This window comes from uncultured Williamsia sp., from assembly GCF_947494875.1.
Classification (GTDB): domain Bacteria; phylum Actinomycetota; class Actinomycetes; order Mycobacteriales; family Mycobacteriaceae; genus Williamsia_A.
In genome coordinates, this window is the sequence record NZ_CANLWM010000001.1 from 233,383 (window position 1) to 256,731 (window position 23,349).

General features: G+C 69.4%; 24 protein-coding genes. 9 read left to right on the forward strand and 15 right to left on the reverse strand.

The genetic code is table 11. From position 1 onward, the window contains the following. Positions 1 to 55 precede the first annotated feature (55 nt). From Q1A98_RS01220 to Q1A98_RS01230, 3 genes are all read right to left on the reverse strand, one after another. Positions 56 to 466 carry a DUF302 domain-containing protein gene (locus tag Q1A98_RS01220; RefSeq protein WP_299569248.1) on the reverse strand — a complete coding sequence of 137 codons (411 nt, stop codon included), beginning with the start codon at positions 464 to 466 and terminating at the stop codon, positions 56 to 58. A gap of 32 nt (positions 467 to 498) precedes the next feature. Further along, complete coding sequence (locus Q1A98_RS01225; protein WP_299569249.1) at positions 499 to 2,661, reverse strand: MMPL family transporter; 2,163 nt, start codon at positions 2,659 to 2,661, stop codon at positions 499 to 501. Positions 2,662 to 2,828: 167 nt separating this feature from the next. Then, entirely contained in the window at positions 2,829 to 3,443 is a 615-nt protein-coding gene (locus Q1A98_RS01230) for a DsbA family protein (protein WP_299569250.1), read from the reverse strand. A gap of 138 nt (positions 3,444 to 3,581) precedes the next feature. Here Q1A98_RS01230 and Q1A98_RS01235 point away from each other — a divergent pair, with 138 nt between their 5' ends. The 4 genes from Q1A98_RS01235 to Q1A98_RS01250 are packed head-to-tail and all read left to right on the forward strand — an operon-like array spanning position 3,582 to position 6,185. After that, positions 3,582 to 3,941, forward strand: coding sequence for a metalloregulator ArsR/SmtB family transcription factor (locus Q1A98_RS01235; protein WP_299569251.1), 360 nt, complete (start codon positions 3,582 to 3,584; stop codon positions 3,939 to 3,941). Then, the gene (arsB, locus tag Q1A98_RS01240; protein ID WP_299569252.1) at positions 3,938 to 5,002 is read left to right on the forward strand and encodes an ACR3 family arsenite efflux transporter; all 1,065 of its coding nucleotides are present in this window, start codon (positions 3,938 to 3,940) and stop codon (positions 5,000 to 5,002) included. Before Q1A98_RS01235 ends, arsB begins: the two co-directional genes overlap by 4 nt. Beyond that, a complete protein-coding gene (locus Q1A98_RS01245) occupies positions 4,999 to 5,415 on the forward strand; it encodes a low molecular weight phosphatase family protein (RefSeq protein WP_299569253.1) in 417 nt (138 codons plus the stop codon). The genes arsB and Q1A98_RS01245 overlap by 4 nt, the downstream gene beginning before the upstream one ends. A gap of 41 nt (positions 5,416 to 5,456) precedes the next feature. Further along, entirely contained in the window at positions 5,457 to 6,185 is a 729-nt protein-coding gene (locus Q1A98_RS01250) for a hypothetical protein (RefSeq protein WP_299569254.1), read from the forward strand. 84 nt (positions 6,186 to 6,269) lie between these two features. Here Q1A98_RS01250 and Q1A98_RS01255 read toward each other — a convergent pair whose 3' ends face one another. The 4 genes from Q1A98_RS01255 to Q1A98_RS01270 are packed head-to-tail and all read right to left on the reverse strand — an operon-like array spanning position 6,270 to position 10,159. Beyond that, entirely contained in the window at positions 6,270 to 7,322 is a 1,053-nt protein-coding gene (locus tag Q1A98_RS01255; RefSeq protein WP_299569256.1) for an ABC transporter ATP-binding protein, read from the reverse strand. After that, entirely contained in the window at positions 7,319 to 8,095 is a 777-nt protein-coding gene (locus Q1A98_RS01260; RefSeq protein WP_299569258.1) for an ABC transporter permease, read from the reverse strand. The genes Q1A98_RS01255 and Q1A98_RS01260 overlap by 4 nt, the downstream gene beginning before the upstream one ends. Then, complete coding sequence (locus Q1A98_RS01265) at positions 8,092 to 8,889, reverse strand: ABC transporter permease subunit (protein WP_299569260.1); 798 nt, start codon at positions 8,887 to 8,889, stop codon at positions 8,092 to 8,094. The genes Q1A98_RS01260 and Q1A98_RS01265 overlap by 4 nt, the downstream gene beginning before the upstream one ends. Before the next feature lie 58 nt (positions 8,890 to 8,947). After that, positions 8,948 to 10,159, reverse strand: a complete 1,212-nt coding sequence (locus Q1A98_RS01270; RefSeq protein WP_299569261.1) for an ABC transporter substrate-binding protein — start codon at positions 10,157 to 10,159, stop codon at positions 8,948 to 8,950. 126 nt (positions 10,160 to 10,285) lie between these two features. Between Q1A98_RS01270 and Q1A98_RS01275 the strand changes: the two genes are divergently transcribed. Next, entirely contained in the window at positions 10,286 to 11,005 is a 720-nt protein-coding gene (locus tag Q1A98_RS01275; protein WP_299569262.1) for a TVP38/TMEM64 family protein, read from the forward strand. Then, positions 11,005 to 11,634 carry a CDP-alcohol phosphatidyltransferase family protein gene (locus Q1A98_RS01280; protein WP_299569263.1) on the forward strand — a complete coding sequence of 210 codons (630 nt, stop codon included), beginning with the start codon at positions 11,005 to 11,007 and terminating at the stop codon, positions 11,632 to 11,634. The genes Q1A98_RS01275 and Q1A98_RS01280 overlap by 1 nt, the downstream gene beginning before the upstream one ends. 1 nt (position 11,635) lies before the next feature. Here the strand turns inward: Q1A98_RS01280 and Q1A98_RS01285 are convergent, their stop codons facing one another. Then, complete coding sequence (locus Q1A98_RS01285) at positions 11,636 to 13,060, reverse strand: FAD-dependent oxidoreductase (protein WP_299569264.1); 1,425 nt, start codon at positions 13,058 to 13,060, stop codon at positions 11,636 to 11,638. Between the two features lie 70 nt (positions 13,061 to 13,130). Between Q1A98_RS01285 and Q1A98_RS01290 the strand changes: the two genes are divergently transcribed. Next, positions 13,131 to 13,745, forward strand: a complete 615-nt coding sequence (locus tag Q1A98_RS01290) for a methyltransferase domain-containing protein (RefSeq protein ID WP_299569266.1) — start codon at positions 13,131 to 13,133, stop codon at positions 13,743 to 13,745. Positions 13,746 to 13,755: 10 nt separating this feature from the next. Here the strand turns inward: Q1A98_RS01290 and Q1A98_RS01295 are convergent, their stop codons facing one another. The 3 genes from Q1A98_RS01295 to Q1A98_RS01305 all read right to left on the reverse strand — a co-directional run bounded on the left by Q1A98_RS01295 (position 13,756) and on the right by Q1A98_RS01305 (position 16,426). Further along, entirely contained in the window at positions 13,756 to 14,160 is a 405-nt protein-coding gene (locus Q1A98_RS01295) for a MerR family transcriptional regulator (protein WP_299569267.1), read from the reverse strand. A gap of 1 nt (position 14,161) precedes the next feature. Next, positions 14,162 to 15,637, reverse strand: coding sequence for a SulP family inorganic anion transporter (locus Q1A98_RS01300; protein ID WP_299570481.1), 1,476 nt, complete (start codon positions 15,635 to 15,637; stop codon positions 14,162 to 14,164). A 105-nt stretch (positions 15,638 to 15,742) separates the two neighbouring features. Beyond that, complete coding sequence (locus Q1A98_RS01305; protein WP_299569268.1) at positions 15,743 to 16,426, reverse strand: phosphatase PAP2 family protein; 684 nt, start codon at positions 16,424 to 16,426, stop codon at positions 15,743 to 15,745. A gap of 101 nt (positions 16,427 to 16,527) precedes the next feature. Here Q1A98_RS01305 and Q1A98_RS01310 point away from each other — a divergent pair, with 101 nt between their 5' ends. Then, complete coding sequence (locus Q1A98_RS01310; protein ID WP_299569269.1) at positions 16,528 to 17,667, forward strand: permease; 1,140 nt, start codon at positions 16,528 to 16,530, stop codon at positions 17,665 to 17,667. Here the strand turns inward: Q1A98_RS01310 and Q1A98_RS01315 are convergent. Both Q1A98_RS01315 and Q1A98_RS01320 read right to left on the reverse strand, forming a co-directional pair. Beyond that, entirely contained in the window at positions 17,561 to 18,589 is a 1,029-nt protein-coding gene (locus tag Q1A98_RS01315) for a Brp/Blh family beta-carotene 15,15'-dioxygenase (protein WP_299569271.1), read from the reverse strand. The two genes, Q1A98_RS01310 and Q1A98_RS01315, sit on opposite strands and share 107 nt — an antisense overlap. Positions 18,590 to 18,600: 11 nt before the next feature. Next, positions 18,601 to 19,554 carry a bacteriorhodopsin gene (locus Q1A98_RS01320; RefSeq protein WP_299569272.1) on the reverse strand — a complete coding sequence of 318 codons (954 nt, stop codon included), beginning with the start codon at positions 19,552 to 19,554 and terminating at the stop codon, positions 18,601 to 18,603. A 223-nt stretch (positions 19,555 to 19,777) separates the two neighbouring features. Between Q1A98_RS01320 and Q1A98_RS01325 the strand changes: the two genes are divergently transcribed. Beyond that, positions 19,778 to 21,430, forward strand: a complete 1,653-nt coding sequence (locus tag Q1A98_RS01325; protein ID WP_299569273.1) for a SpoIIE family protein phosphatase — start codon at positions 19,778 to 19,780, stop codon at positions 21,428 to 21,430. Here the strand turns inward: Q1A98_RS01325 and Q1A98_RS01330 are convergent. Both Q1A98_RS01330 and Q1A98_RS01335 read right to left on the reverse strand, forming a co-directional pair. Then, on the reverse strand, positions 21,349 to 22,551 hold the full coding sequence (locus tag Q1A98_RS01330; RefSeq protein ID WP_299569274.1) for a HAMP domain-containing sensor histidine kinase: 1,203 nt from the start codon (positions 22,549 to 22,551) through the stop codon (positions 21,349 to 21,351). The two genes, Q1A98_RS01325 and Q1A98_RS01330, sit on opposite strands and share 82 nt — an antisense overlap. Then, positions 22,548 to 23,261, reverse strand: a complete 714-nt coding sequence (locus tag Q1A98_RS01335; protein ID WP_299569275.1) for a response regulator transcription factor — start codon at positions 23,259 to 23,261, stop codon at positions 22,548 to 22,550. The genes Q1A98_RS01330 and Q1A98_RS01335 overlap by 4 nt, the downstream gene beginning before the upstream one ends. Between the last annotated feature and the right edge of the window lie 88 nt (positions 23,262 to 23,349).

Here is a 23,349-nt window from a genome sequence, read left to right on the forward strand (position 1 = left end):
AAGAGACCATCGTACCCCCGGGGGCATGGACCCCCCGCGAGACGACAGGGTGGGATCAGGCGTCGGCGAGAGCGGCGATCGCCTTGCCGAGGAGTTCGGCGGCCTGTGATGCGACCGGCTCGAGATCGGACTCGCCGGTCACCGACACCATCAGATCGGGGTTCATCGCCTCCACGATCATCGTGCGGCCGGACTGGTCCGCCGTGTCGGCGCGGATCACGACGTTGCACGGCAGCAGCATCCCGATCTGAGGCTGCACACCGAGCGCCTTGTGCGCCAACGTCGGGTTACAGGCACCGAGGATCGTGAACTGCTCCATGTCCTCGTCGAGTTTCTGCTTCAGCGTCGCCTGGACGTCGATCTCGGTGAGCACGCCGAAACCCTGATCCTTCAACGCCGCGGTCACCTTCTCGCGAGCGGTGGCGAAGTCGGTGTCGGTGAGGGTGGTGGTCAGTCCGAGTTCCATGGTTCTCTCCTTCGTGTCGATTCTCTGTGAGGTCAGTTGTGGGCGAAGCTGATCGACGGCAGGACCCGCCGCAGCCACGCGGGTGACCACCAGCCGGCGTGGCCGGTGATCCGTAGCAGCACCGGCAGCAGGATCAGCCGGATGAGCACGGCGTCGAGCAGTACCGCCACGCCCAGGATGATCCCCATCTCCTTGGGCGGGAGCGGATCGGCGAGGGCGAAGCTGAAGAACACCGCCACCATCACCGCGGCCGCCGCGAAGATCACCCGACCCGAGTGGGCCATGCCGTCGATCTGCGCCGTGTGCGGGTCACCGCTCTTCTCGTAGTGCTCCTTGGCCGTGGCCAAGAGGAACACCGTGTAGTCCATCGCGATGGCGAAGATCATCGCGAAGAAGAACACCGGCCCCCACCCGTCGAGGAAGCCCTGCGGGGTGAACCCCAGCAGCGACGCCCCATGGCCGTCCTGGAAGACCAGCTTCGCGACACCGAACGCCGCCCCGGTGGACAGCAGGCTGACCACGGTTCCCATCAGGGCGATCAGCGGCGCCTGCAGTGCGACGAGCAGCAGCAGGAACCCCATGATCAGGATGACGCCGACGATGATGGGCAGGTAGTCGTTCAGTGCGGTCTGCAGGTCGAGGTTCTCCGCGGGTGCCCCGCCGACGAGAGCGTCCGCCGGGAGACGGTTGCGCAGTGTGTCGAGGATCGACCCCATCTGCGCGTTCGACGGGTCCACGGTCGGGATCGCCTGCATGAGCGCGTATCTCGACCCGTCACGCGCGGGCTGCGGCGGGGTGACCATCGCGATGCCCGGGCTCGACGAGGCTGCGGTCGCAGCGGCCGGGGCGTCGGCGTCCGGGACGATGATCTGCAGGGCCCCGGGCGCACCCGGGCCGAACTGCTCCTGCACCAGCGCGTACCCCTGCCGCACCGGGGCGTCTTCCGGGACGACCGAGATCGACGGCATCGCGACCTTGAGCCCGAACACCGGCAGCGCCAGCAGTACCAGGATCCCCAGGGAGACGACCGCGAACGGCCACGGGTGCTTGTGCAGCAGCGCGCCCCAGCGGTGGAACACCGGGGACCGGTGTTCCTGGTTCTTCGCGTAGGGCAACGACACCGCGTTGACCTTCGGACCGAGGGCACCGAGCACGGTGGGCAGCAGCGTCAGGGTCGCGAGCAGGACGAAGACCACCGCCAGCATGATGCCGACCGCCATGGTGCGCACCGCCGGTGCCGGGACGAGCAGCACGGCCGAGAGGCTCACCAGCACGGTGAGTCCCGAGAGGAAGACGGCCTTCCCCGCGGTGTCCATGGTGTCCACGACGGCCTGTCGGAGATCGCCGCGCTGCTTCAACGCATCCCGGAAACGCGAGACGACGAACAGGGCGTAGTCGATACCGAGCGCGAGGGCGAACATCATCGCGAAATTCATGGCCCACACCGAGATCGGTGTTATGTGGTTGAGCAGCACGAGCCCACCGGCGGATGCGACGAGTCCCGCGATGGTCAGCAGCAGTGGAAGCCCGGCTGCGACCAACGATCCGAACGCCAACACCATGATCGCGAGAGTCACCGGCCACGAGAACAGTTCGGCCTTGATCATCGCGTCGTGGTTGGCCTTGTTGAAGTCCGCCCACAGCGCCGACGCCCCGGTCGGGTAGACCTCGATGCCGTTCTTCGACAGCGATGTCAGTTGCGACTTGTGGTCGTCGACGGCCTTCACCATCTCGTCGGGCGACGCATTCGCGCCGGCGATGAGGATCCCGGTGTGACCGTCGCGGCTGATCGTCATCCCCGGTTGGGGCGCGACGATCTCCCCGAATCGCGGGTCCGATCCGAGTTCGCGACCGATCTGGGTGAACACCGCCTGCATCGGCGGATCGGTCACGGTCGCGGAGTCCGAGTGGACGACGACCTGGACCGCCGAGGAGGCGTTCCCGCCGAAGTGTTTCTGCGCCAACTCGCGCACGGCGACCGACTTTGAGCCGTTCGCCTGCCATCCGGCGCCCGCGAGTGACGAGAACACCGACGGAGCGAACGCGCCGAGGATCACGATCGCCCCCAGCCAGACGCCGAACACGATGCGGCGATGGTCGCTTCCCCAGCCACCGAGGCGACCGAGGACGCCCGGGGTGGATTCTGGCGCGGCACCCGACCGATCGGGCGGCGCAGTGGTGTCGGTGCTCGTCATCTCTTCCGTCCTGTCAGTCGCGAGAAGATCGATCCGGTCTGAGTGGTCGCGTGGCCGTCACACCACTGCGAGTCGGGTACCCGTCGCTTGACGGATTCGACGTGTCGACCGCACCCGGCCCACGTCGTCTTGCCGCATGTCTTGCAGGTCACCGCATGGCACATCGGTCAGTACTCCCCTGCTGTCGTGAGGGTGGGCGGGCCCGATCGTGGCCGCCGGAGCTCCGCGAACGCCGGCGTGCGGGCGACGGCGGCCAGCGCGTCGAGGAGGTCGTCGGCGGCATCGCCAGTCGGGATCTCGGTCATCACCGGACCGAAGAACGTTCGACCATCGATAGAGACCAACGGCGTGCCCGACGGCTCGCCGTAGGCGGCCACAGCGGCTGCATGGGCGTCCGCGACCGCTATGTCGTGCGTGGGATCGTCGACGGCGTCCGCCAACGCCGGGTCGAGCCCGCACTCCTCGAGTGCGGCCCGGGCGACGTCGGTGTCGACGTCGGCGTGATCGAGGTGGATCCGCCGGCCGAGCGCCGCATAGAGATCCGCGAAGGCGTCCTCGGGTGCGGCTACGAGCAGGCGTCCGCCGCCGCGCGAGACCTCCATGTGGTGCGCCATGCCGGGATCCACGTCACCGCTCGTGATCGCGTCGGCGTTCAGCACCGCCAGACTCATCTGCCGCAGCGTCAGCGTCACGTCGTCGTGGCGAGCGGCGACGTCGGTCGACCACCGAGACGTCGCCCACGCGAACGGGCATGCCGGGTCGACGTAGCAGTCGATGTGCATCGGACCTCCTACCTCCACTACCCCCGGGGGTATCTGCCAGGAGCCTTTTGTATACCCACAGGGGTATCGAGGTCAAGGACGGAGCCGTCGCGGGACCGCTCGGTTGACGACTGATTCGACATTCGTCAATATCGACGTGTGTCGAATCATGACGAGACGTGCTGCTCGCCGCTAGTGCGCGAGCCACTGTCCGAAGAGGCCGCGCTCGATCTCGCTGCCGCGTTCAAGGCACTGTCGGATCCTGTCCGTCTCCGGCTGCTGAGCCTGGTGGCCAGTCACGACGGCGGTGAAGCGTGCGTGTGCGACATCTCGCCGGCCTTCGACCTGTCCCAGCCCACGATCTCCCACCATCTGAAGGTGCTGCGCAGCGCCGGGCTGCTGGATTGCGAGCGCCGCGGCACCTGGGTCTTCTACTGGGTCGTTCCCGCAGCCCTGCAGCGTCTTTCGCTGGTCCTCGACGCCGCGACTCCCGGTGCCGCCGGACTGGTGACCGCGTGAGCACGGCGACGACCGACGACCTGCACGTCGTCGGCAAGCTCTCGACGCTCGACCGATTCCTACCGGTGTGGATAGGGGTCGCGATGGCGGTGGGGCTGGGGCTCGGCGCGGCGACCCCGGGACTCGACTCGGGACTGTCCGCGATCTCCGTCGACGGCGTCTCCCTACCGATCGCGATCGGGTTGCTCGTGATGATGTACCCGGTGCTCGCGAAGGTCCGCTACGACCGCCTCGACTCCGTCACCGGCGACCGTCGCATGCTCGCCGCGTCGCTGTTCCTCAACTGGATCGTCGGGCCCGCGCTGATGTTCGCCCTGGCCTGGCTGCTTCTCCCGGACCTGCCCGAGTACCGCACGGGTCTCATCATCGTCGGTCTGGCGCGATGCATCGCGATGGTGATCATCTGGAACGACCTGGCCTGCGGCAATCGGGAGGCCGCGGCCGTGCTGGTCGCCATCAACTCGGTCTTCCAGGTGATCATGTTCGCCGTGCTCGGCTGGTTCTACCTGTCGGTGCTGCCCGGCTGGCTCGGTCTGGAGCAGACCACCATCTCCACCTCACCGTGGCAGATCGCCGAATCGGTGCTCGTCTTCCTCGGGGTCCCCCTGGTGGCGGGATTCCTGTCCCGACGGCTGGGCGAGCGTGCCCGCGGTCGCGACTGGTACGAACAGCGTTTCCTGCCGCGCATCGGCCCGTGGGCGCTCTACGGCCTGCTGTTCACCATCGTGATCCTCTTTGCGCTGCAGGGTGATCAGATCACTTCGAGACCCCTCGACGTCGTACGGATCGCCGTACCGCTACTGGTCTACTTCGCGATCATGTGGGGCGGCGGGTACCTGACGGGCGCACTCCTGCGCCTGGGATACGCGAGGACGACCACGCTGGCGTTCACTGCCGCGGGCAACAACTTCGAGCTCGCCATCGCGGTCGCCATCGCCACCTACGGCGCGACGTCGGGGCAGGCGCTCGCGGGAGTCGTCGGACCCCTCATCGAGGTGCCCGTGCTCGTCGCCCTGGTCTACGTCTCGTTGGCGCTGCGCCGACGATTTCCCGCGCGATGACAGCACCACGACCGTCGGTGCTGTTCGTGTGCGTGAGCAACCGCGGGAAATCGGTGATGGCGGAGAGCCTCGCTCGCCTGGACGCCGACGGGCTGCGGGTGTCCTCGGCAGGGACCGAGGCGAAGGTCGGCGCGTCACCGAATGCCGAATCCGTCGCGGCCCTCGCCGAGGTCGGTGCCGACGCATCGGGACACGCACCACGTCAACTCACCGACGCGATGATGCGAGGCGCGGATCTTGTTGTGGTGCTGGGGACATCGGCTCGGGTGGCCGCACCGGGCGAGGTGACTGTCGAGATCTGGGACACCGACGAGCCCTCGCGTCGCGGCGTCGACGGACTCGACCGCATGCGCCTGATCCGTGACGACATCCGCGCCCGCGTCGTCGACCTGGCCGACCGCCTCGCCCGCTGACCACAACGTCGCTTTCAACAGTGCGTCTGTACGATTCGAGCATGTCTCGGACAGCCCTCGCCGCGATGGTGGCGATCGCCGCAGTGACAGTGGCCGCCGTGCTCGGTGGTTGCTCAATCCGACCTGTCGACCCTCGGCAGCTCGGTGCCGCGCCCGTCACACCGACGAGTCCGACCTCGGGAGCCCGCTATTTCACCGCACCGCCGACCGGTGTGGCCAAAGATCCGTCTGCCCGTTGCATCGACGCAGGACTACCGAACATCACCCTCGACGATTACCTCGCCGACTGGCGAGTCATCTTCGCCGATCAGCGCCGCGCGCATCCGGAGGGCTCGTTCCCCACCGATGAGTCGTCCGACCAGCAGCGGACCGAGCAGTGGATGCACGCGCCTGAGGTCGCTGCGAAGGTCGCCCCCGGTGCCGACGCTCGGTTCGCCGCAGACGTGTGCGGACTGTCGACGAACGACGGGGCGCTGTACTCCGGCCCCGAACTCCGCCAGGTCCGGGCGCACGTCGCCTCGGCAGGCAGGGACACCTGCATCCGGGTCGCCGACGAGGGCACGAAGGCGGTGTGGGACAGCATCCGCGGACTGAACCCGAAGGACTCGGACCGCGCTGCCGCCGAATACCAGGTCTATTCCGCGATCAGGAACATCTGCCCACAGCTCGCCGACTTCACCGTGCCGCCGAACCAGATCAAGAGGTGCTCTGACGTTCGACCCGATCCCTCGGCGCGAAAGGGCGAACTCTCCATCTGTCTGGGCGGATGACGCCGTCGGGCTCGTGGCCACCACCCGGTCGCACGCCCTTGGGTACCGACCAGGTCACCCACGCAGGGAGTACGCAGACGCAGCTCAGGTACTGACCGGCACCAGCCAGATTGCATCCGGCGGAATGACCAGTCCCACCGACGATCCGATCCCGATGATTTTCCCAGGCGGGAGGTCAGCCACGACACGCGCGTCCCCGACCGCGACGGTGACGCGCGTACGGACGCCGGCCGCAGAGACGGCGACCACCGTGCCGACCGTCGTGGATTCCTCCGGCGAGCACACACCGACCGCCTCGTGGCGCAGCGCCAGCGTCGCCGGTCCGGCGGGCACCGGGCAGTCGTCGGGCACCGCCACATCACCGAGATCGCTGTGGTGGGAACCGTTGTCGACACGACCCGGGATCTCGACGAGTCCTCCGAGGTGCCGGTGCACCGCCAGGGTCGTCGGACGGTGAAACGCCTCGGCGACAGCCGACTCGTGCTGCACCTCTCCGTCGATGAGGACGGCGAGACGGTCGGCGGTCTGGGTGGCCTCGTCCAGATCGTGTGTGACGAGGACGATCGTCGGGTTCACCTCGGCGCGGATGTCGCGCAGCAGCCGATACATGTCCGCCTTGAGAGGCCCGTCGAGCGCGCTGAACGGTTCGTCGAGCAGCAAAACCGACGGCGCCGCGCAGAGCGCGCGAGCGATGGCTACCCGCTGGGCCTGCCCGCCGGAGATCTCCGTCGACGACCGGTTGGCGAGGTCGGCCGCCGCGACCATGTCGAGGAAGCGACGCGCCTCGCGTCGGGAGTCCTTCTTCGACGAGCCTGCCGCACGCAGCGGGAACCCGACGTTGTCGAGGACGGAGAGGTGCGGGAACAGCAGCGGTCGTTGGAAGACCATTCCCACGCCGCGTGATTCGGGCGGCACACCGGTGACGTCATGGCCGTCGATCCGGACGACACCGCTGGTCGGTTCGTCGAGACCGGCGACGAGGCGCAGCGCGGTGCTCTTCCCCGATCCGGACGGGCCCACTAGTGCGAGACAGGATCCCCCGGAGACGTCGAGGGTCATTCCGCGCAACGCCGGGGCGGCGGCGCCGGGATGCCGACGGCCGAGATCGACGACCGACAGCCCCGATTGCCCACTCACCGGGCCACCTCACGACGTCCGCGGAACCGGGCGACGACGATCAGGAGTATCAGCGGCGGGACGATCGCGGCCAGCGACAACACCGCGACGACCGACTCGTTGCCCGTGCCCGCCGCGAACGACCCGACGAGCATCGGGAGCGTGATCAGCCGACCGCCGCCGATGAGGAGTGTGACGACGTAGTCGCTCCACGCGACGAGGAACGCCAGGAACGCGGCGCCGGAGATCGCCGGGGCCAGCAGAGGCAGTCGGATCCGCAGCGCGACAGTCCATCGCGATGCCCCGAGGGTGCGTGCCTCCTCCTCGTAGGCGACGTCGTACGCGCCGAACGCGAGCCGCATCACGGTGGTCGTGTACGGGAGGGCGGCGACGGCGAGGATCAGCACCACGGCCGCGGCGCCCGGAACCCGCACTCGCAGCACGACGACGTCGAGTCCGAGGGCCACCGCGAACGCGGGCAGCACGAGCGGTGAGAGCAGTAGCGCCTGCACGAGACGCGGAGCGACGACTCGGCCGGACGCGAGTGCGCGGGCGGCGAGGGCGCCGACCGGCGTCGCGACCGCGGCCACCGCGACGCCGAGCGCCGTCGACAGGAGCGCTGCGTGTACCGCCCCGGAGTCGAGAGCGGTTCGGACGCCGTCGAACCCGAACTCCTGCGGGAACCTCGCGGGGAAGGGCCAGCGGTTCGCGAACGCCCAGAGGGCGAGGGGTACGAGCGGGACGAGGAACCATCCGACGAGGATTCCCCGAAACACCCGACGTCGCCCCGTCACCGCCACACCGCCAGTCGTCGCAGCGACGCGAGCGCGACGCCGATCGCGAGCAGCGACAGTGCGGACGTCACCACCGCGACCGCGGCCGCCTCCGGTCGCGCCGTCAGGTCGATCGATCGGAAGAGCCGCACCGCCATGACCGCCATCGGTTCCGGGTACGGCCGACCGAGAAGCAACGCCACCTCGTAGGACCCCAGGGCGTAGGTGAAGGTGATCGCCGATGCGGCGACCACCGACGGCGCGATCAGCGGGAGGGTGACCCAGCGGAACCGTGCTGTCCGACCGGCGCCGAGGAGCGCGGCGGTCTCGTCGTAGCGCGTCACGCGCGAGGCAAGCGTCCCACCGACGACGAGAGCGATGAACGCCGACTCCTTCCAGGTGTACTCGGCGATCACCGCGACCCACCAGCGACCACCGACCAGGCCGAGGGACTGGGCACCGTCGATCCCGAACAGCCGGGCGAGCAGCCCGGAGTCGGCGAGGAGCAGTCCGATGGTCGCCGCCCCGACGAGGTGCGGGACCGGCACGGTGATGGTCCCGGCGCCGAGCACCGAACGGCTTCCCGCGGCCACCGCCAGCGCCGCCGCGACACCGACGATCGCTGCGAGCACGGTGGACACCGCAGCTATCGCGACCGAGACCTGGATCGACGAGAACAGATCGGGCCACGCGGAGGTGTACCCGTCCACGCTGAGTGCCGGGGTGCCCACGAGGGGCATCAGCCCGAGGCTCTGGAGCACCGCGGTCACGAGGGCGACACCGACCACCAGGAGCACCAGCAGGACTGCGGGCACGACCAGGAGCGTGGACCGCCAGGAGCGCCCGGTGGACGCCGACGAGCGAACTGCCACGTCAGCGGCCGGCGAGCACGGCCCGGCGCCACCCGTCGTCGAGCGGCGTCACCCACGCCGACGACAACTCCGCGTGCGCGTCGCGGGACAGGACCTCGTAGGGCGGGACCACCGGCGACGACGGCAGCATCGCGAACGCCGAGCGGTCCGCGGTGTCGAGTCGGGCCAGATCGAGGACGGTGAACTGCCCCCATGTCGTCGGACGGGCCTTGGCCAGCTGCTGTTGTGGGGACAACGCCAGGTTCGCGACGACCTGCGCACCCGCCGAGTGCCCGGACGTCGACGGGATGGCGAGGAAGCTCGCGTTCCCGACCGTGCCGTCGGAGAGGGTGAGTACCTTCGTCTGCGGCGGGAACGTGCCCTTGGCGACGAGCTCCGTGAGCGTGGCCGGGCCGTAGGTCATCGTCATGTCGACCTGTCGCCCGGCGTACAGGTCGTCGAGAGCCGCCGAGGTCTGCGGGTAGGTGGTGCCCCCGCGCCAGAGGGACGGCGCGACCTGCCGCAGTCGGTCGAACAGGGTCGGGGTCAGCCGGTCGTAGGCGTCGCGCGAATAGTCCAGCGGGACACGACCGCTGCCCCCGGAGAGCGCGACGAGCGCCTCCCGCACGAACACCGATCCGGTGAAGTCGGGCGGTGCCGGGTAGGTGAACCGACCGGGGTGGCGCTGCGCCCAGTCGAGCACCCCGGCGAGCGTTGTCGGCGGATCGGACACCGCCGCGGCGTTGTAGACCAGGGTGAACTGCGCCTTGTTCCAGGGGGATTCACACCCGTCGACGGGGACGCCGAAGTCCTTCTGCAGGAGGGGGTCGTCGGGGTCGGTGTACTTCATGTTCGGCAGGCGGGACGTCCACCCGCACAGCCAGCCGCCTGCCTGCTTCGCGGTGCCGTAGTTGTCACCGTTCACCCACACCAGGTCGACGGAACCGTTCGTCGTCCCCGACTGCCGCTCGGCCAGGATGCGGCTGATCGCGTCCTTCGTGTCGGCGACCGGGACCCTCCGCAGAGTCACACCCTCCTTCGCGGCGGCCGGTGCCAGCACGGTGTCGACATAGGCGTTGCCCTGCTGGTCTCCGCCGTACATCCACAGCGACACCGTCTGCCCGCGCGCCTCCGACTGCACCTGTGACCAGGGCTCGTCGGCCGCCTGCCGACCGGTCGACCCGGGCGCAGCACACGCGGCGGAGACCAGTGCGACGACGACAAGTGCGAGCATGGAGCGGGGTCGAGTCACTCGCGTCATCACGGATGTCCCCTTCGTTCGGTGTGTACCCACCCGCCGAACACGCCGGGGAGGTCGGCCTTCCCTGCCCGATCGTCCACGAGAACCCGAGGAGATGCGATGGAGACCCACCGCGACGCCGTCGACGACGGCGTCGAGGGCGACGGTCGGTCCGCCGACGCGGGCACCCCGTCTCGCCGGCGGTGGCTCAAGCCCGCCCTGTTCGGGATCCTCGTCGTCGCCGCCGTGGTGGTCGCGTTGACCGTCGACATCCCCGACGCGGCGTCGGTCCGCGACCGCGTCGACGCCGCCGGCGTGTGGGGGATCCTGCTGTTCGTCCTGGTCTACGCGGCGCTCGCCCTCACCCCGTTCCCGGCCAGTGCGCTCACGATCGCGGCGGGCCTGCTGTTCGGGTTCGTACCCGGGGTGCTCGTGGTGATCGTGTCCGCGACGCTCGGCGCCTGGATCGGTTTCGGGATCGCGCGGTGGCTCGGACGCGAGGCGGTGTCCCGACGGATCACGGGTCGCGCGGCCGGTCTCGACCGGATGCTGACCGACCGGGGCCTCCCGGCGGTGATGGTCGTGCGGCTGATCCCGCTGCCGTTCGCCGTCGTGAACTACGCGGCCGGCCTGACGGGGGTCCGTCAGTCGCACTACGTGGTCGGCACGGCCGTCGGCATCATCCCGGCGACCGCCGGATACACCGCCCTGGGTGCCTATGGGACGTCGCCGCTGTCGTGGCCGTTCCTGCTCGCGGTCGCCGCGGTGGTGGTCGTGACCGTCGTCTCGACCCTGGTGGCGCGCCGGATGCAGCGCTCCCACGCCGAGGTCGTCGACTGATGTTCGACGCGCTGCTCCGCCCGCGCCTGGACGGCCCGCTGCGGAAGGCCGCGCGCCTCGTGGACCGCCCCGGCATCAGCCCCGATCGGCTGACGGCACTGGGACTCGTGCTCGGGCTCGGCAGCGCCGTCACCTCCGGGCTCGCCTGGTGGTGGGCCGCCCTGATCCTCTGGCTCCTGTCGCGCCTGGCCGACGGACTCGACGGTCCCCTCGCGCGGCGTCGTCGCGCCGCGAACCCGGCCGCCGCCGACGCGGGCGCCGGGGGCTTCTTCGACATCACGGCCGACTTCGTGGTCTACGGCTCGACCGTCGTGGGTGTCGCGGTGGGCGCGAGCCAGGCCTACGGCGCCCCCTGGTGGCCGTTCCTGCTGGTGCTCCTCGCCTATTACGTCAACGGGACGGCGTTCCTGGCCTTCTCGTCGATTGCCGAGAAGGCGGGGCGGACGATCGACGACGGGCGGTCGCTGTCGTTCCTGGGCGGTCTCGCCGAGGGGACCGAGACGATCGTCGTGCACGCCGTGTGGCTGGTGTTCGCCACGGTCGCCTGGCAGATCGCGATCGTGTGGGCGGCGGTGGTCGCTGTGAGCTCGGGGCAGCGGATGGTCGCCGGTTACCGCGCCCTGCGCTGACTCACCGGTCCTTCCGCCGCAGCCACAGCGATCGGGCTCGCGCGACGACATGCAGCGCGCGACGGGTGACCGGCGACTGCAGCTGCTCGCGGACGTCGGCGATCGCGGCGTTCCACGCACCGTCGGAGAAGGTGGGATACGGGTGCGTCGTCGCGGCGAGGTCACGGGTGCGTGCACCGAGGCGCACCGCGAGTGCCAGTTCCCCGATGGTCTCGCCGGCGCGCGGACCGACCACGGTCGCGCCGACCACGCGGTGCCGTCGGTCGAGGATCAGCCGCGAGAACCCGGCCGTGCGCCCCTCCGCGACGGCGCGATCGACCTCGTCGTGGCGGATCGTCTGCGCCCGCAGGCCCGGGCGGAGAGTTGTGACGCCGACCGCGGCGACCTCGGGATCGGTGAACGTCACGCGTGGTTGGCCGGTGTCGTCGACCGATCGGGGCACGCCGAGGACGGCGTTCGACGCGGCGAGGCTGCCGTGCACGCCTGCGGTATGGGTGAACTGGGGATGCCCGGTGACGTCCCCGCAGGCCCAGATCCGCGGATTGCCCGTCCGGAGGTGCCGGTCGACGACGACATGCCCCCGCTCGTCTGTCACGACACCGGCCGCCTCGAGGCCGAGATCCCGCGTGCGCGGCGTCCGTCCCACGGCGAGCAGCACGTGATCCACCGCGATCCGACCGCCGTCGTCGAGGACGAGGTGCCCGTCGGCGACCTCCTGCGCTCGGACACCGGTCAGCACGGTGACGCCGTCGGCCGCGAGAGAGTGGGCCACCACCTCCGCGGCGTCGGGATCCTCCTGCGGCAGGATCTGGTCGCCGGCCTCGACGATGGTGACGGCCGACCCGAGACGCGCGAACGCCTGCCCGAGCTCGCACCCGATGGCGCCGCCGCCGAGCACCGCGAGGCGCGCGGGCAGCGCGGTGAGATCCCAGATCGTCTCGCTGGACGACGTCGGTACGCGATCCAGACCGGGGATGTCCGGGACGACCGGCCCCGCGCCCGCGGCGAGGACGAGCTGTCGGAACGGCAGGGTGCGCTCCCCCACGACCACCGAGTCCGGGCCGGTGATCCGGGCCGATCCGTGCACGACCTCGACTCCCGCGGCTCGCAGCGCCTCCGGTGAGTCGATGGGGGCGATGTGCTCGATCGACGCGCGGATGTGCGCGCGCACCGCGGCGAAGTCGACGGTGACGTCGCCGACGGACACACCGAGCCGTCCGGCATTGCGGGCATCCGCCGCCGACCGTGCCGCGGAGAGCAGGGCCTTCGACGGCACACATCCCGTCCACAGGCAGTCGCCGCCGGTGCGGTCGCGTTCGATCAGGGTGACGCGGGCGCCGAGCCGGGCCGCGGTCTTCGCGGCGACGATGCCCGCGGTGCCGCCGCCGACGACGACGAGGTCGGATGTCTTCGGCGTCTTCTCCACGGTGATGGAACCGTCGGAGCACCCAGAAGCGTTCCCCGGACATGGAAGCGTCGACCACCTCGTCCGCCGGATGACGAAATACACCGCGTCGGCGCGCTTCTACGACCTGATCTCCGCCGAGTGGCCCGTCTACCGGGCCGGTCGCGTCCGGGGCATCGCGATGGCGGGGATTCGCGGCGGGGACCACGTCGTCGACATCGGCTGCGGCACCGGGCTAAACTTCTCGCTGCTGCAGGACGCCGTCGGACCGTCGGGTCACATCACCGGCATCGACAGCAGCGAGCAGATGCTCGCGCAGGCCCGGCGCCGATCCGAAGCGCGCGGATGGTCGAACGTGACCCTGGTGCAGGGCGACGCGACATCCTCGGATGTCGACGGCCTACCCGACCACGCCGACGTCGTGCTCGCGACCTACGCGGTGTCGCTCATGCCCGAATGGCCGCGGGCGATCGACGTGATGCTGCGGATGGCGACCCCCGGCGGGACGGTCGTCCTCGTCGACATGCAGGAGCCGACGGGTGCGGCGCGGATCTGGACCCCACTGGCCCGACTCGCCTGCGCGTTGGGCGGATCCGACATCACCGCCCATCCGTGGACGCAGCTCGAGGAGCGGGCCACCGACGTCCGATCCGCCGCGGTGCGGGGCGGGCACATCCAGATCCGCGTCGGTCACGTCCCGTCGTGACGATCGGCGACTACCGCGCGATGTCGTCGAGGCGCTCGGCGAGCTCCTCGGCGTACGCGAGGTGGGTTCTCAGACGGAGCGTGGACTCGCTGACGCGAGATCGATACGACTGCACCACATCCCGCGCCTCGACCCGCTCGGCGTCGGAGGCGTCGTCCACCGAGAGGACCGCGATCGCCTGCAGGATGGCGCCCATCTCCTCGAGCGAGAACCCGAGGGGTTTCATGCGGCGGATGGTCAGCAGCCGGTCGACGTCGTCGGGTGTGTACAGGCGGAAGCCGCCGGCTGACCGGGCCGACGGTTGGACGAGTCCCACCTCGTCGTAGTGGCGGATGGTCTTGATCGACAGCTCGGTCGCGGCAGCCACCTCGCCGATCTTCCGCAGCGCAGCGGCCTCGTCGTGGTCGGGCGCCATCTCAGTGCGCGCCGGCGAGCGTGCCGCTGAGCCGCTCGTGACGGCTCGCGCTGTCGTCGTTCAACCCGATGATGGTGGCGTTCTTGCCCTTCGCCGCGTACTTGGCGGTGATCGCGTCCAACGTCGCGACGGTGGAGGCGTCCCAGATGTGGGCCTCACTCATGTCGATGACGACGGTCGAGGGATCGCCCACGTAGTCGAACTGGTGGACCAGATCGTTGCTGCTCGCGAAGAACAGCTCCCCGCGCACCGCATAGACGCGGGTGTCGTCGTCGGGGTGGTCGATGTCGACGACCTCGGTGAGATGGGCGACGCGGCGGGCGAAGAGCACCATCGCGGTGAGCACACCGACACCGACGCCGTAGGCGAGATTGTTCGTGGCGACGGTGACGGCGACCGTCGCGAGCATGACCAGCGTCTCGCTCTTCGGCATCCGTCGCAGGGTGCGTGGCGAGATGCTGTGCCAGTCCATCGTCCCGACCGACACCATGACCATCACGGCGACGAGAGCCGCCATCGGTATCAGCGCGACGATGTCGCCGAGACCCACGACGAGGATCAGCAGGAACACACCGGCAAGGAATGTCGAGATCCGCGTGCGCGCACCGGAGACCTTCACGTTGATCATCGTCTGGCCGATCATCGCGCAGCCGCCCATGCCGCCGAAGAACCCGGTGACGACGTTGGCGACACCCTGCCCGACGCCCTCGCGGGTCTTGTCCGAGTGGGTGTCGGTGATGTCGTCGACGAAGGTCGCCGTCATCATCGACTCGAGCAATCCGACCACCGCCATGGTCGCGGCGTACGGGGCGATGATGCCGAGCGTGTGCAGCGTGTACGGCACGTCGGGGATCAGGAACGCCGGCAGGCTCGAGGGGAGTTCGCCCTCGTCGCCGACGTTCGGCACCTGACTCCACCCGAACGTCAGGGTCGCCGCCGTCAGCAGCACGATCGCGACGAGCGGCGCAGGAACCACCGTGGTGATGCGGGGAAGCAGGACGATCATCGCGATCCCGACCACCACGAGCGGGTAGACCAGCCACGGCACACCGATGAGGTTCTTCAGCTGCGCGAGGAAGATCAGGATGGCCAGCGCGTTGACGAATCCCACCATGACGCTGCGTGGGACGAACCGCATGAGCTTCGCGACGCCGAGGGCGGAGATCACGACCTGGATCACCCCGGCGAGGACCACCGTCGCGATGAGGTAGTTCAGGCCGTGGCTCTTCACCAGGGGAGCCACCACGAGCGCGACGGCGCCGGTCGCCGCGGAGATCATCGCCGGACGGCCGCCGACGATCGCGATGGTGACCGCCATCGTGAACGACGCGAACAGCCCGACGCGCGGATCGACGCCCGCGATGATCGAGAACGAGATCGCCTCGGGGATCAGGGCGAGAGCGACGACCAGTCCGGCGAGGACCTCGATACGCAGGCGCTTCGGGGAGCGGAGCGTACCCAGGACCGACTGCAACACAGCGGGGCTCGTCTCGACCGCCGATCCGACGGTCGACGGTGTGGGGGTATCGGAGGTCACGGAGACAGAACTCTACCCCTTGGGGAGAGTTCTGCCGAATCGCTGTCAGGTACCCGAGACCCGACAACCGACCATCGACTGCAGCCGTAGCGGGAGATGCGGTCGGATCGCGGCGAGCACCGCGTCGACGATCACCGGTGCGGCGACGACCGCGGCGACGGCGACCGCAAGCGAGGCGAGCACGTCGGTGAGCCAGTGCGCACCGAGGTAGAGGCGCGACATCGCGACCGACAGGCTCAGCACCGACGCGATGGTGATCGCGGCGGCTCGGGCGGAGCGCGTCGGCGACACGGTCAGCGCGGCGGCGAGCAGAAGCGCGCAGGTGCCCGTGACGTGTCCCGACGGGAAGGACATCGCCGCCTCCGGTGAGCCCATCTGATCGACCGCCGGTGGGCGCAGTCGGTCCACGGCCACCTTGAGCACCTCGGCCAGCGCCCCGGCGATCACGACCGCGCCGAGGACACGGGCCCCGCGGTCCAGACGCCCGTCGCGCCGGACGAGTCCGATGGCCACCACGAGTGCGGCGATCGCGACCCACGTCGGTGCGAACACGGTGCTCAGCGCGGTCGCGAGATGTGTGGCCCACGGCGTCCGGTGATCGAGGAACCACCGCAGGGTCCCGCTGTCGGCGCCCGCCGCCGGATCGTGGTGGACGGCGATCGCGATCCCGAGACCGAGGACGACGGCCACCAGGAGCAGGGTGATCGCACCTCGTGCACGAAGAGACATGCGATCACGGTGCCCGACGTCCGCTGTGAGGATGCTGAAGGCGCACGCCTGACAGGGTGGGCCCGGGCATGAAGCCGGGCAGTCGGTGGTTTGCTCCAGCCATGAGCGCTCTTCTGCACGCCCTCGAGGTCGCCGGCTCGATGGCGTGGACCATCCTGTGGCCGCTGGTCTTCGGATTCGCCATCTCGGCCGTCATCCAGTCCGTCGTCCGCAAATCCGCCATCACCGGTGCACTCGGCGGCGACGGGCCGCGGGAGCTGCTGGTGGCGACGGGCTTCGGTATGGCGTCCTCGTCCTGCTCCTACGCCGCTGTGGCGCTCGCGCGATCACTGTTCCGGCGCGGGGCCTCGTTCATCTCCGCGATGGCGTTCGAGATCGCCTCGACCAACATGGTCATTGAACTCGGCGTCGTCCTGGCCCTGCTGATGGGGTGGCAGTTCACGCTCGCCGAGTTCGTCGGCGGCCCGATCATCATCGTCCTCGTCGCCGTGATCTTTCGGATCATCCTGCGCGAGAGGGTGATCAGCGCCGCCCGCGAACAGGCCGACAAGGGCATCGCCGGATCGATGGAGGGTCACGCGGGCATGGACATGTCGGTCGACTCCGAGGCCGGCTTCTGGCGGCGACTGTTCTCGCGCAAAGCGTTCACCTCGGTCTCGGAGATCTTCGCCATGGAGTGGGCGGCGATCTACAAGGACATCATCGCCGGTGTGCTGATCGCAGGCGCCGTGGCGGCGTGGGTCCCCGACAGTTTCTGGCGGGCCCTGTTCTTCGAGGATCACCCACTCGCCTCCGCGATCTGGGGGCCGATCATCGGACCACTCGTCGCGGTGGTGAGCTTCGTGTGTTCGGTCGGCAACGTGCCGCTGGCAGTCGTCCTCTGGACCGGTGGCATCAGTTTCGGGGGCGTGATCGCGTTCATCTTCGCCGACCTGCTGATCGCCCCGATCCTCAACATCTACCGCAAGTACTACGGCACCGCGATGACGATCCGGATCGTCGGCACGTTCTACGTCGCGATCGTCCTCGCCAGCTGGATCGTCGACGCCCTCTTCTCCGGGCTCGGCCTGGTGCCCGATCCGTCGTCCGCACACGTCCCCGATCAGGGGATCTCGTGGAACTACACGACCTGGCTCAACATCGTCGCGCTGGCGCTGGCCGCAGTCCTCGTGACCCGCTTCGTGCGAACGGGCGGACTACCGATGCTGTCCCACATGGGTGGCGAACCCGCCGACCACTGACCCGGCCGGCTCTCTTCTCCCTCGACGACACGATCGCGTGCGGGACCGTCAGACAGAGGACGACCACCAGCGCAGCGGCGACGACGCCCGAACCGGGCCGGACAATGGCAAGAGCTGCGGCGGCAGCGAGCGCCGCAATCGACGCCGCGCTCGACGCGATCGCCAACCGTGCCCATCGTGGTCGCTTCCCGGAGCGCCGACGGACCATCGTGTCGACCATGAGTCCCGTCTGTCGCCAGGCGTGCCAGAACCCGAAGTACACCGCGAACGCGTACAGGGGTGACAGCACGACGAACAGCGTGGACAGGGCGAGAACGTCGATCACGACGTCACCGCGGGCGTCCGGCGTTAGCGCAACGGTCCACACCGCGGCCGCCGCGACGATGGGGAGCAGGGCTCGACAGACCAGGACCACGACCGCACCACGGCCGGCGGTCAGGTGATCAAGGATGTCCGTCACGGCACCACCGTGCAGTCCGAGAGGGACGGTGACAGGGATTCCCCCCATCGCCACCACCCGCACCGTCCGCTCGACTCGACCGAGGTCGACGGCTCCGCCGAGACATGTGGTCACGTCGAGGTCCCCGACCCCGAAATGCACCGCCGAGACCACGAGCAGAGCGAGCACCGTCCAGAGCGGTGCCAGGAACCACACGAGTCCGACTGTCAGCGCACAGAGGGCATACAGCGTTGCACCGGTGACGAATTGGCGTGGGGTACGACCCAACCGCGCGACATCGCTCGCGCCGTGGGGCGTTCCGACCACGAGCGCGACGAGGAGCAGTCCCGCCCCCACCACGCCCGCCGGCCTCACCCCGCCGACCGAGATCGACGGGGTGAGGCCCGAGGCGATCGCCGCGACGACGACCGCGACGACGACGGCGAGGCGAGGCGGACCCACCAGCCATCGTCGCGCGGTCATCGAGCGCAGGATCAGCGCGCCGGCGTCGCGGTGTGGGCGCCGGTCGTCCCGAGCGTCGGCACGCTCACGAGCTGCCCGGAGATCCACACCTCACCCGGTACGTCGTCCGGCAGCGTCGACGCCGTGACGGGATCGACCGTCCCACCGGCCGCGAGCGCGTCGGCAGCGGTACGCAACTTGGCCGCCTTGTGGATCAGCAGACCGAAGCCGACCTTGGCCGCGATGTCGGCAGCGGTGAACGCCAACTGCTCCGCGGTCGCCCATCCACTGTCGTTCGCCCCCGTCCACAGCGGCACCATGTACGCGATCGGATAGACCCCGAAGACGCTGAACAGCAGGATCAACGCGTTGCGGTAGGTGACGAGGGTCTCGCCCTTGCCCACGACGGCTGCGGTGGCCCGGTACGCCCGTAGTCCGACGACGTAGAGCACGATGAAGAAGACCGTGCTCACGATTCCCCACACCCAGAACGCCCAGGTGATGCCACGAGAAGCGTTCTCGCCGTAGACGACACCGAGATATCCGGTCACGATCATCAGCGCTGCCGAGATCATCGCGACGGTGCGCCAGCGCAGCGCGGCGGTCCGGTTGAGCGCCGCGACCGCGATGATCTCCACGGTGAGCAGCGGGACGGTCACCGACCAGTCCATGTACCGCAGTTCGGTGACGACGGTGCCTGCGGACGGGGCAAAGCTCTGCCCGTCGGGGGAGGCCCGGAACTTCAGCACCCATTCGAGGATCAGCGCCAGATAGGCGACCGTCGCGACACTGCACACGAGGGTGCTGGCGATGGCGGCCGGGCGGTATGCCTTGGACACCTCCCCGGTGGTCTTCAGGCCGTAGATCGCCGCGGCGAAGAGCGCGAAGGCCGCGACGACGAATGCGTAGAGAACGAGCAGATACTGCCCCGAGGTGTAGGTCGCGGTCGCCGAGAACTCGGCGGCCAGCACGGAATGTGTGGACATGGCACTCCCATCGCCCTTTTGATTGCACGCCGGAACTGTTGCAGCCTGCAATAGTTCCGCTAGCGTAAGACCGTCCTGGTGCAACCGTCAAGGGCCACCCCCGCTCCTCCCGATCAGGCTCATCGTCGGGTCTCGGCCTGTGGCACCCTGAGCGGATGCCCAGCGTGACCGGCACGCACATGGCGCCTGGCCGGACGCCCCGTCGACATGACGCGGTGTCGCCATGAACGAGTCGACGCGCGCTGCGCTGGCCGCGATGTCGTCGACGCTCATCGATCGCCACGTCGTGGCGGCGGCCGAGGTCGCCCAACATCTGACGTTCGCCCAGCTCGGAGTCGTCGCTCAGATCCGTGGTGAGGATCGAACGACGGTCTCGGCCATCGCCGAGCACGCGAACGTCGCCGTCTCGACCGCGAGCAGATGGGTCGACAGGTTGGAGGCGCTCGGTCTCGCGGCCCGCGAACCCGTCGAGGGAAGTCGTCGCGAGATCGCGGTGACCCTCTCCCCGCTCGGTGAAGCGGTCGCCTCACGGTGGGATTCGGCGCGTGTGGCGATATGGACAGATCTGCTCGGTGGACTCGACGATGCAACCGTGGCGGCGGTGGTCGAATCCATGCACGCGGCGATCGGCCTCGATCGAGTCGACACGACCGAGCCGGACCCGACGAAGGCCGGCTCCGGTCAGATCCTCGGCGACCCAGCGTCGTTCACCGCTCGTCTGAGCCAGGCCCTGTCGACAGCCTCACCCGACACCCACGCCCGCACCGTGGTGCAGACGCTCTCCGAGACTCTCGACGCCACCGTCTTGGTACGGATCGCGACCCACGACGGACGTCACCTCAACACCCTCGCGCTCGCGCGACCGCCCGGTGTCGTCGAGATCAGGGGTCAGGACGACATCGTGGAGAGCGACGAGACCGTCGACCGGAGTCCGCCGGGTGACGCGTTCCGAGCCGGGGAGCCGGTCGTCGACCTCGGACACCGGTGGTCTCTGCATCTCCCGATGACGACGACCACGCACCGCGTCGGCGTGCTGACGGCCGCATTCGACGTCCGACCCGGGGACGAGACGGCCGTCCGCGACCACGTCCAGGCCGCAGCCGACGCGGCGGCACCGTATCTCGCGACAGCGAAGTCGCCGAGTCGAGACGCCGAACTCGCGTCACGATCCCGATCCTGGACGGTGGGTGCCGAGATCCAGAGCCGTCAGCTCGGGCCACCACGCACGGTCGCCCACGGGATCACCATCGCGGCACGGATCGAGCCTGCGTACAACACGTGCACCGACTCCTACGACATCGAGGTGACGACGGTGGAGGGGCGGCCGGTGATCGATGTCGCGGTTCTCGACTCCGGGGTCGACCGCTATTCGGCGCCCCTGGTCACCGGTCTCGCGCTGGGCGCCGTACGACATGCGCGCGCGCAGGGATGGAGCCCCGCCCAGCAGGCCCGGTTGCTCGACGAGGCCGTGTTCGGCCACTTCCGCGGGCAAGCTGTCGTGAACTTCCTGCTTCTGCGCATCGACTGCGACTCACGCGACTGCGACGTGGTCGCCACCTCGGGGGGTATCGACCTGATCCATCACACCTCGACGCCGCACCGGGTCGAGCTCGAACGCAGCGACGCGGCTGGGCTGACGGGCGAGAGCGACCGCTTCACGACACGGCTCGAGTTCGCCGCCGGTGACCGGGTGGCGGTGTTGGGCGACGGATTCGCGGCCCGCTCCGCGGTGGGTCGTCGCGCGGAACTGATCATGGGCCGCTCGCGGTCGGTGTCGGTGGACGAGGTGGTCCGTCAGGTCGGCGTGGACCTGCTCGACCGGACCGGCGCCGACGGCCCACCGGACGACGCGACGATCGTCTGCATCGACCTCTGAGGAGAGTCCGGGCCACACCCCGCGCGCGGCAGGCGCAGTGTGAACCGCGCCCCACGGCCGCGACCGTCGCTCGTCGCCGTGAGCGACCCGCCGTGCGCGTGCGCGAGCGATCGGGCGATGGTGAGACCGATACCGCTGCCACCCGTGGCGGTGCTGCGGGCGGAGTCGGCCCGGTAGAACCGGTCGAAGATGTGCTCGATGTCGGAGGCCGCGATGCCCTCGCCGGTGTCGGAGACGACGATCGCGACACCATCGGCCGAGCCCGAGGCTCCGATGTGCACCGATCCTCCGGACGCCGTGTGGCGCAGGGCGTTGTCGAGCAGCACGCCGAGGATCTGCCCGACGCGGTCGACGTCCACCTCGAGCTCCACGTCCTCGACCTCGTCGACACGGAGCGTGACGCCGCTGAGTCTGCTCCGCGGGAGTGCGAGCGTGACGGCGTCGTCGACGACCTGTCGGACGGACACCGGTTCGACCGACAGGGCGTGTCCCTCGTCCGCCGAGGACACCGCACCGAGGTCTGCGGCCAGGCGGTGCAGACGGCCCGCCGCGGCGCGGATCGCCTGCAGCGTCTGCGCATCGGGCTCACGCACACCGTCCTCGATGGCCTCGACCTGCGCGGCGATGGTCGCCACCGGCGTCCGCATCTCGTGTGCCAGGTCCGACAGCAACCTCCGTCGTACGCCGTCGGTGGCGGCCAACCGCTCGCCGAGGATGTTGATCGACTCGCCGAGACGATCGAAGTCGGCGCCCAGCCCGGACGGTCCGACGCGGGTGTCGAGGCGACCTTCGGCCATGTCGGCGGTGGTCGACGCGACCAACGCGATCGATCGCTGGATGCGGTGCGTGAAATACCAGGCGACGCCGATGCTCAACAGGACGGCGACGAGCAACGCGACGCCGAGCGACACCGCGAGCGCCGAGGTGAACGCGCGATCGGCGTGTTCGACACCCATCGGGATGTTCGCGACCCCCGCCTCGAGCAGGTGCTCGTGGAACAGGCCCGGGGCGATCGCGGCCGCGATGCCCGCCGCCGTCGCCGCACCCGCCACCACCACCGCACTCTGCGCGATGAGCAGACGCCTCGCGAAACCCGCTCCGGGCGAACGGCTTCTCGTCATCGTCCCTCTCCGATCCGATAGCCCACACCTCGTGCGGTGCGGATGTACTTCCCCACAGCGGCGTCGTCACCAAGCTTTCTGCGGAGATGACCGATGTGTGTGTCGATGAGATGGGGATCTCCCACCCACCCTGCGCCCCAGACCATCTCGATCAGTTGGTGGCGACTCAGCACGGCACCCGGGTGACGTGCGAGCGCGGCGATGACGTCGAACTCGGTCCGGGTGAGGGCGACGAGATCACCGGCGATGCGGACCTCACGCGCGTCCGGATCGATCTGCAGATCGCCGATGACGGTGACGTTCTCGGGGCGATGGTCCTGCCCGACGCGAGGTCGACGCATCATCGCCTGCACCCGCGCGGTGAGTTCGCGGGGCGAGAAGGGCTTGGTGACGTAGTCGTCGGCCCCGACGCCGAGCCCGACCAGGGTGTCGACCTCGTCCGACCGCGCCGTGAGCATGACGACGTAGGCATCGGAGAACGTGCGCAACCGGCGGCAGACCTCGATGCCGTCCAGGCCGGGGAGACCGAGGTCGAGCACCACCACGTGCGGATCGGTCGCGCGGGCTTGCTCCACCGCGGTGAGACCGTCGACGACGTGCTCCACCTCGAACCCTGCCCTGTCGAGATAGGAGACGACGACCTGTGCGAGATCGACCTCGTCCTCGACCACAAGGGCCCGGAATGCCGCACCGCCGTCGTCGACACCCATGCCCACATCGTCGCGGCGAGGGGTCGGTCTGTCGACCACATCCGCCCTGGCCACGAAACTCCATCGAATCTCCATGATTCGACGACCG

What these genes read in the sequence shown, in the direction of transcription:
- Q1A98_RS01290 (WP_299569266.1), top strand. Translation starts at nt 13,131, where the DNA reads ATGACGAAATACACCGCGTCGGCGCGCTTCTACGACCTGATCTCCGCC.
- Q1A98_RS01315 (WP_299569271.1), bottom strand. Translation starts at nt 18,589, where the DNA reads ATGACCGCGCGACGATGGCTGGTGGGTCCGCCTCGCCTCGCCGTCGTC.
- Q1A98_RS01310 (WP_299569269.1), top strand. Translation starts at nt 16,528, where the DNA reads ATGAGCGCTCTTCTGCACGCCCTCGAGGTCGCCGGCTCGATGGCGTGG.
- Q1A98_RS01225 (WP_299569249.1), bottom strand. Translation starts at nt 2,661, where the DNA reads ATGACGAGCACCGACACCACTGCGCCGCCCGATCGGTCGGGTGCCGCG.
- Q1A98_RS01270 (WP_299569261.1), bottom strand. Translation starts at nt 10,159, where the DNA reads ATGCTCGCACTTGTCGTCGTCGCACTGGTCTCCGCCGCGTGTGCTGCG.
- Q1A98_RS01325 (WP_299569273.1), top strand. Translation starts at nt 19,778, where the DNA reads ATGAACGAGTCGACGCGCGCTGCGCTGGCCGCGATGTCGTCGACGCTC.
- Q1A98_RS01245 (WP_299569253.1), top strand. Translation starts at nt 4,999, where the DNA reads ATGACAGCACCACGACCGTCGGTGCTGTTCGTGTGCGTGAGCAACCGC.
- Q1A98_RS01330 (WP_299569274.1), bottom strand. Translation starts at nt 22,551, where the DNA reads ATGACGAGAAGCCGTTCGCCCGGAGCGGGTTTCGCGAGGCGTCTGCTC.
- Q1A98_RS01280 (WP_299569263.1), top strand. Translation starts at nt 11,005, where the DNA reads ATGTTCGACGCGCTGCTCCGCCCGCGCCTGGACGGCCCGCTGCGGAAG.
- Q1A98_RS01220 (WP_299569248.1), bottom strand. Translation starts at nt 466, where the DNA reads ATGGAACTCGGACTGACCACCACCCTCACCGACACCGACTTCGCCACC.
- Q1A98_RS01335 (WP_299569275.1), bottom strand. Translation starts at nt 23,261, where the DNA reads ATGGGTGTCGACGACGGCGGTGCGGCATTCCGGGCCCTTGTGGTCGAG.
- Q1A98_RS01295 (WP_299569267.1), bottom strand. Translation starts at nt 14,160, where the DNA reads ATGGCGCCCGACCACGACGAGGCCGCTGCGCTGCGGAAGATCGGCGAG.
- Q1A98_RS01275 (WP_299569262.1), top strand. Translation starts at nt 10,286, where the DNA reads ATGGAGACCCACCGCGACGCCGTCGACGACGGCGTCGAGGGCGACGGT.
- Q1A98_RS01230 (WP_299569250.1), bottom strand. Translation starts at nt 3,443, where the DNA reads ATGCACATCGACTGCTACGTCGACCCGGCATGCCCGTTCGCGTGGGCG.
- Q1A98_RS01320 (WP_299569272.1), bottom strand. Translation starts at nt 19,554, where the DNA reads ATGTCCACACATTCCGTGCTGGCCGCCGAGTTCTCGGCGACCGCGACC.
- Q1A98_RS01305 (WP_299569268.1), bottom strand. Translation starts at nt 16,426, where the DNA reads ATGTCTCTTCGTGCACGAGGTGCGATCACCCTGCTCCTGGTGGCCGTC.
- Q1A98_RS01250 (WP_299569254.1), top strand. Translation starts at nt 5,457, where the DNA reads ATGTCTCGGACAGCCCTCGCCGCGATGGTGGCGATCGCCGCAGTGACA.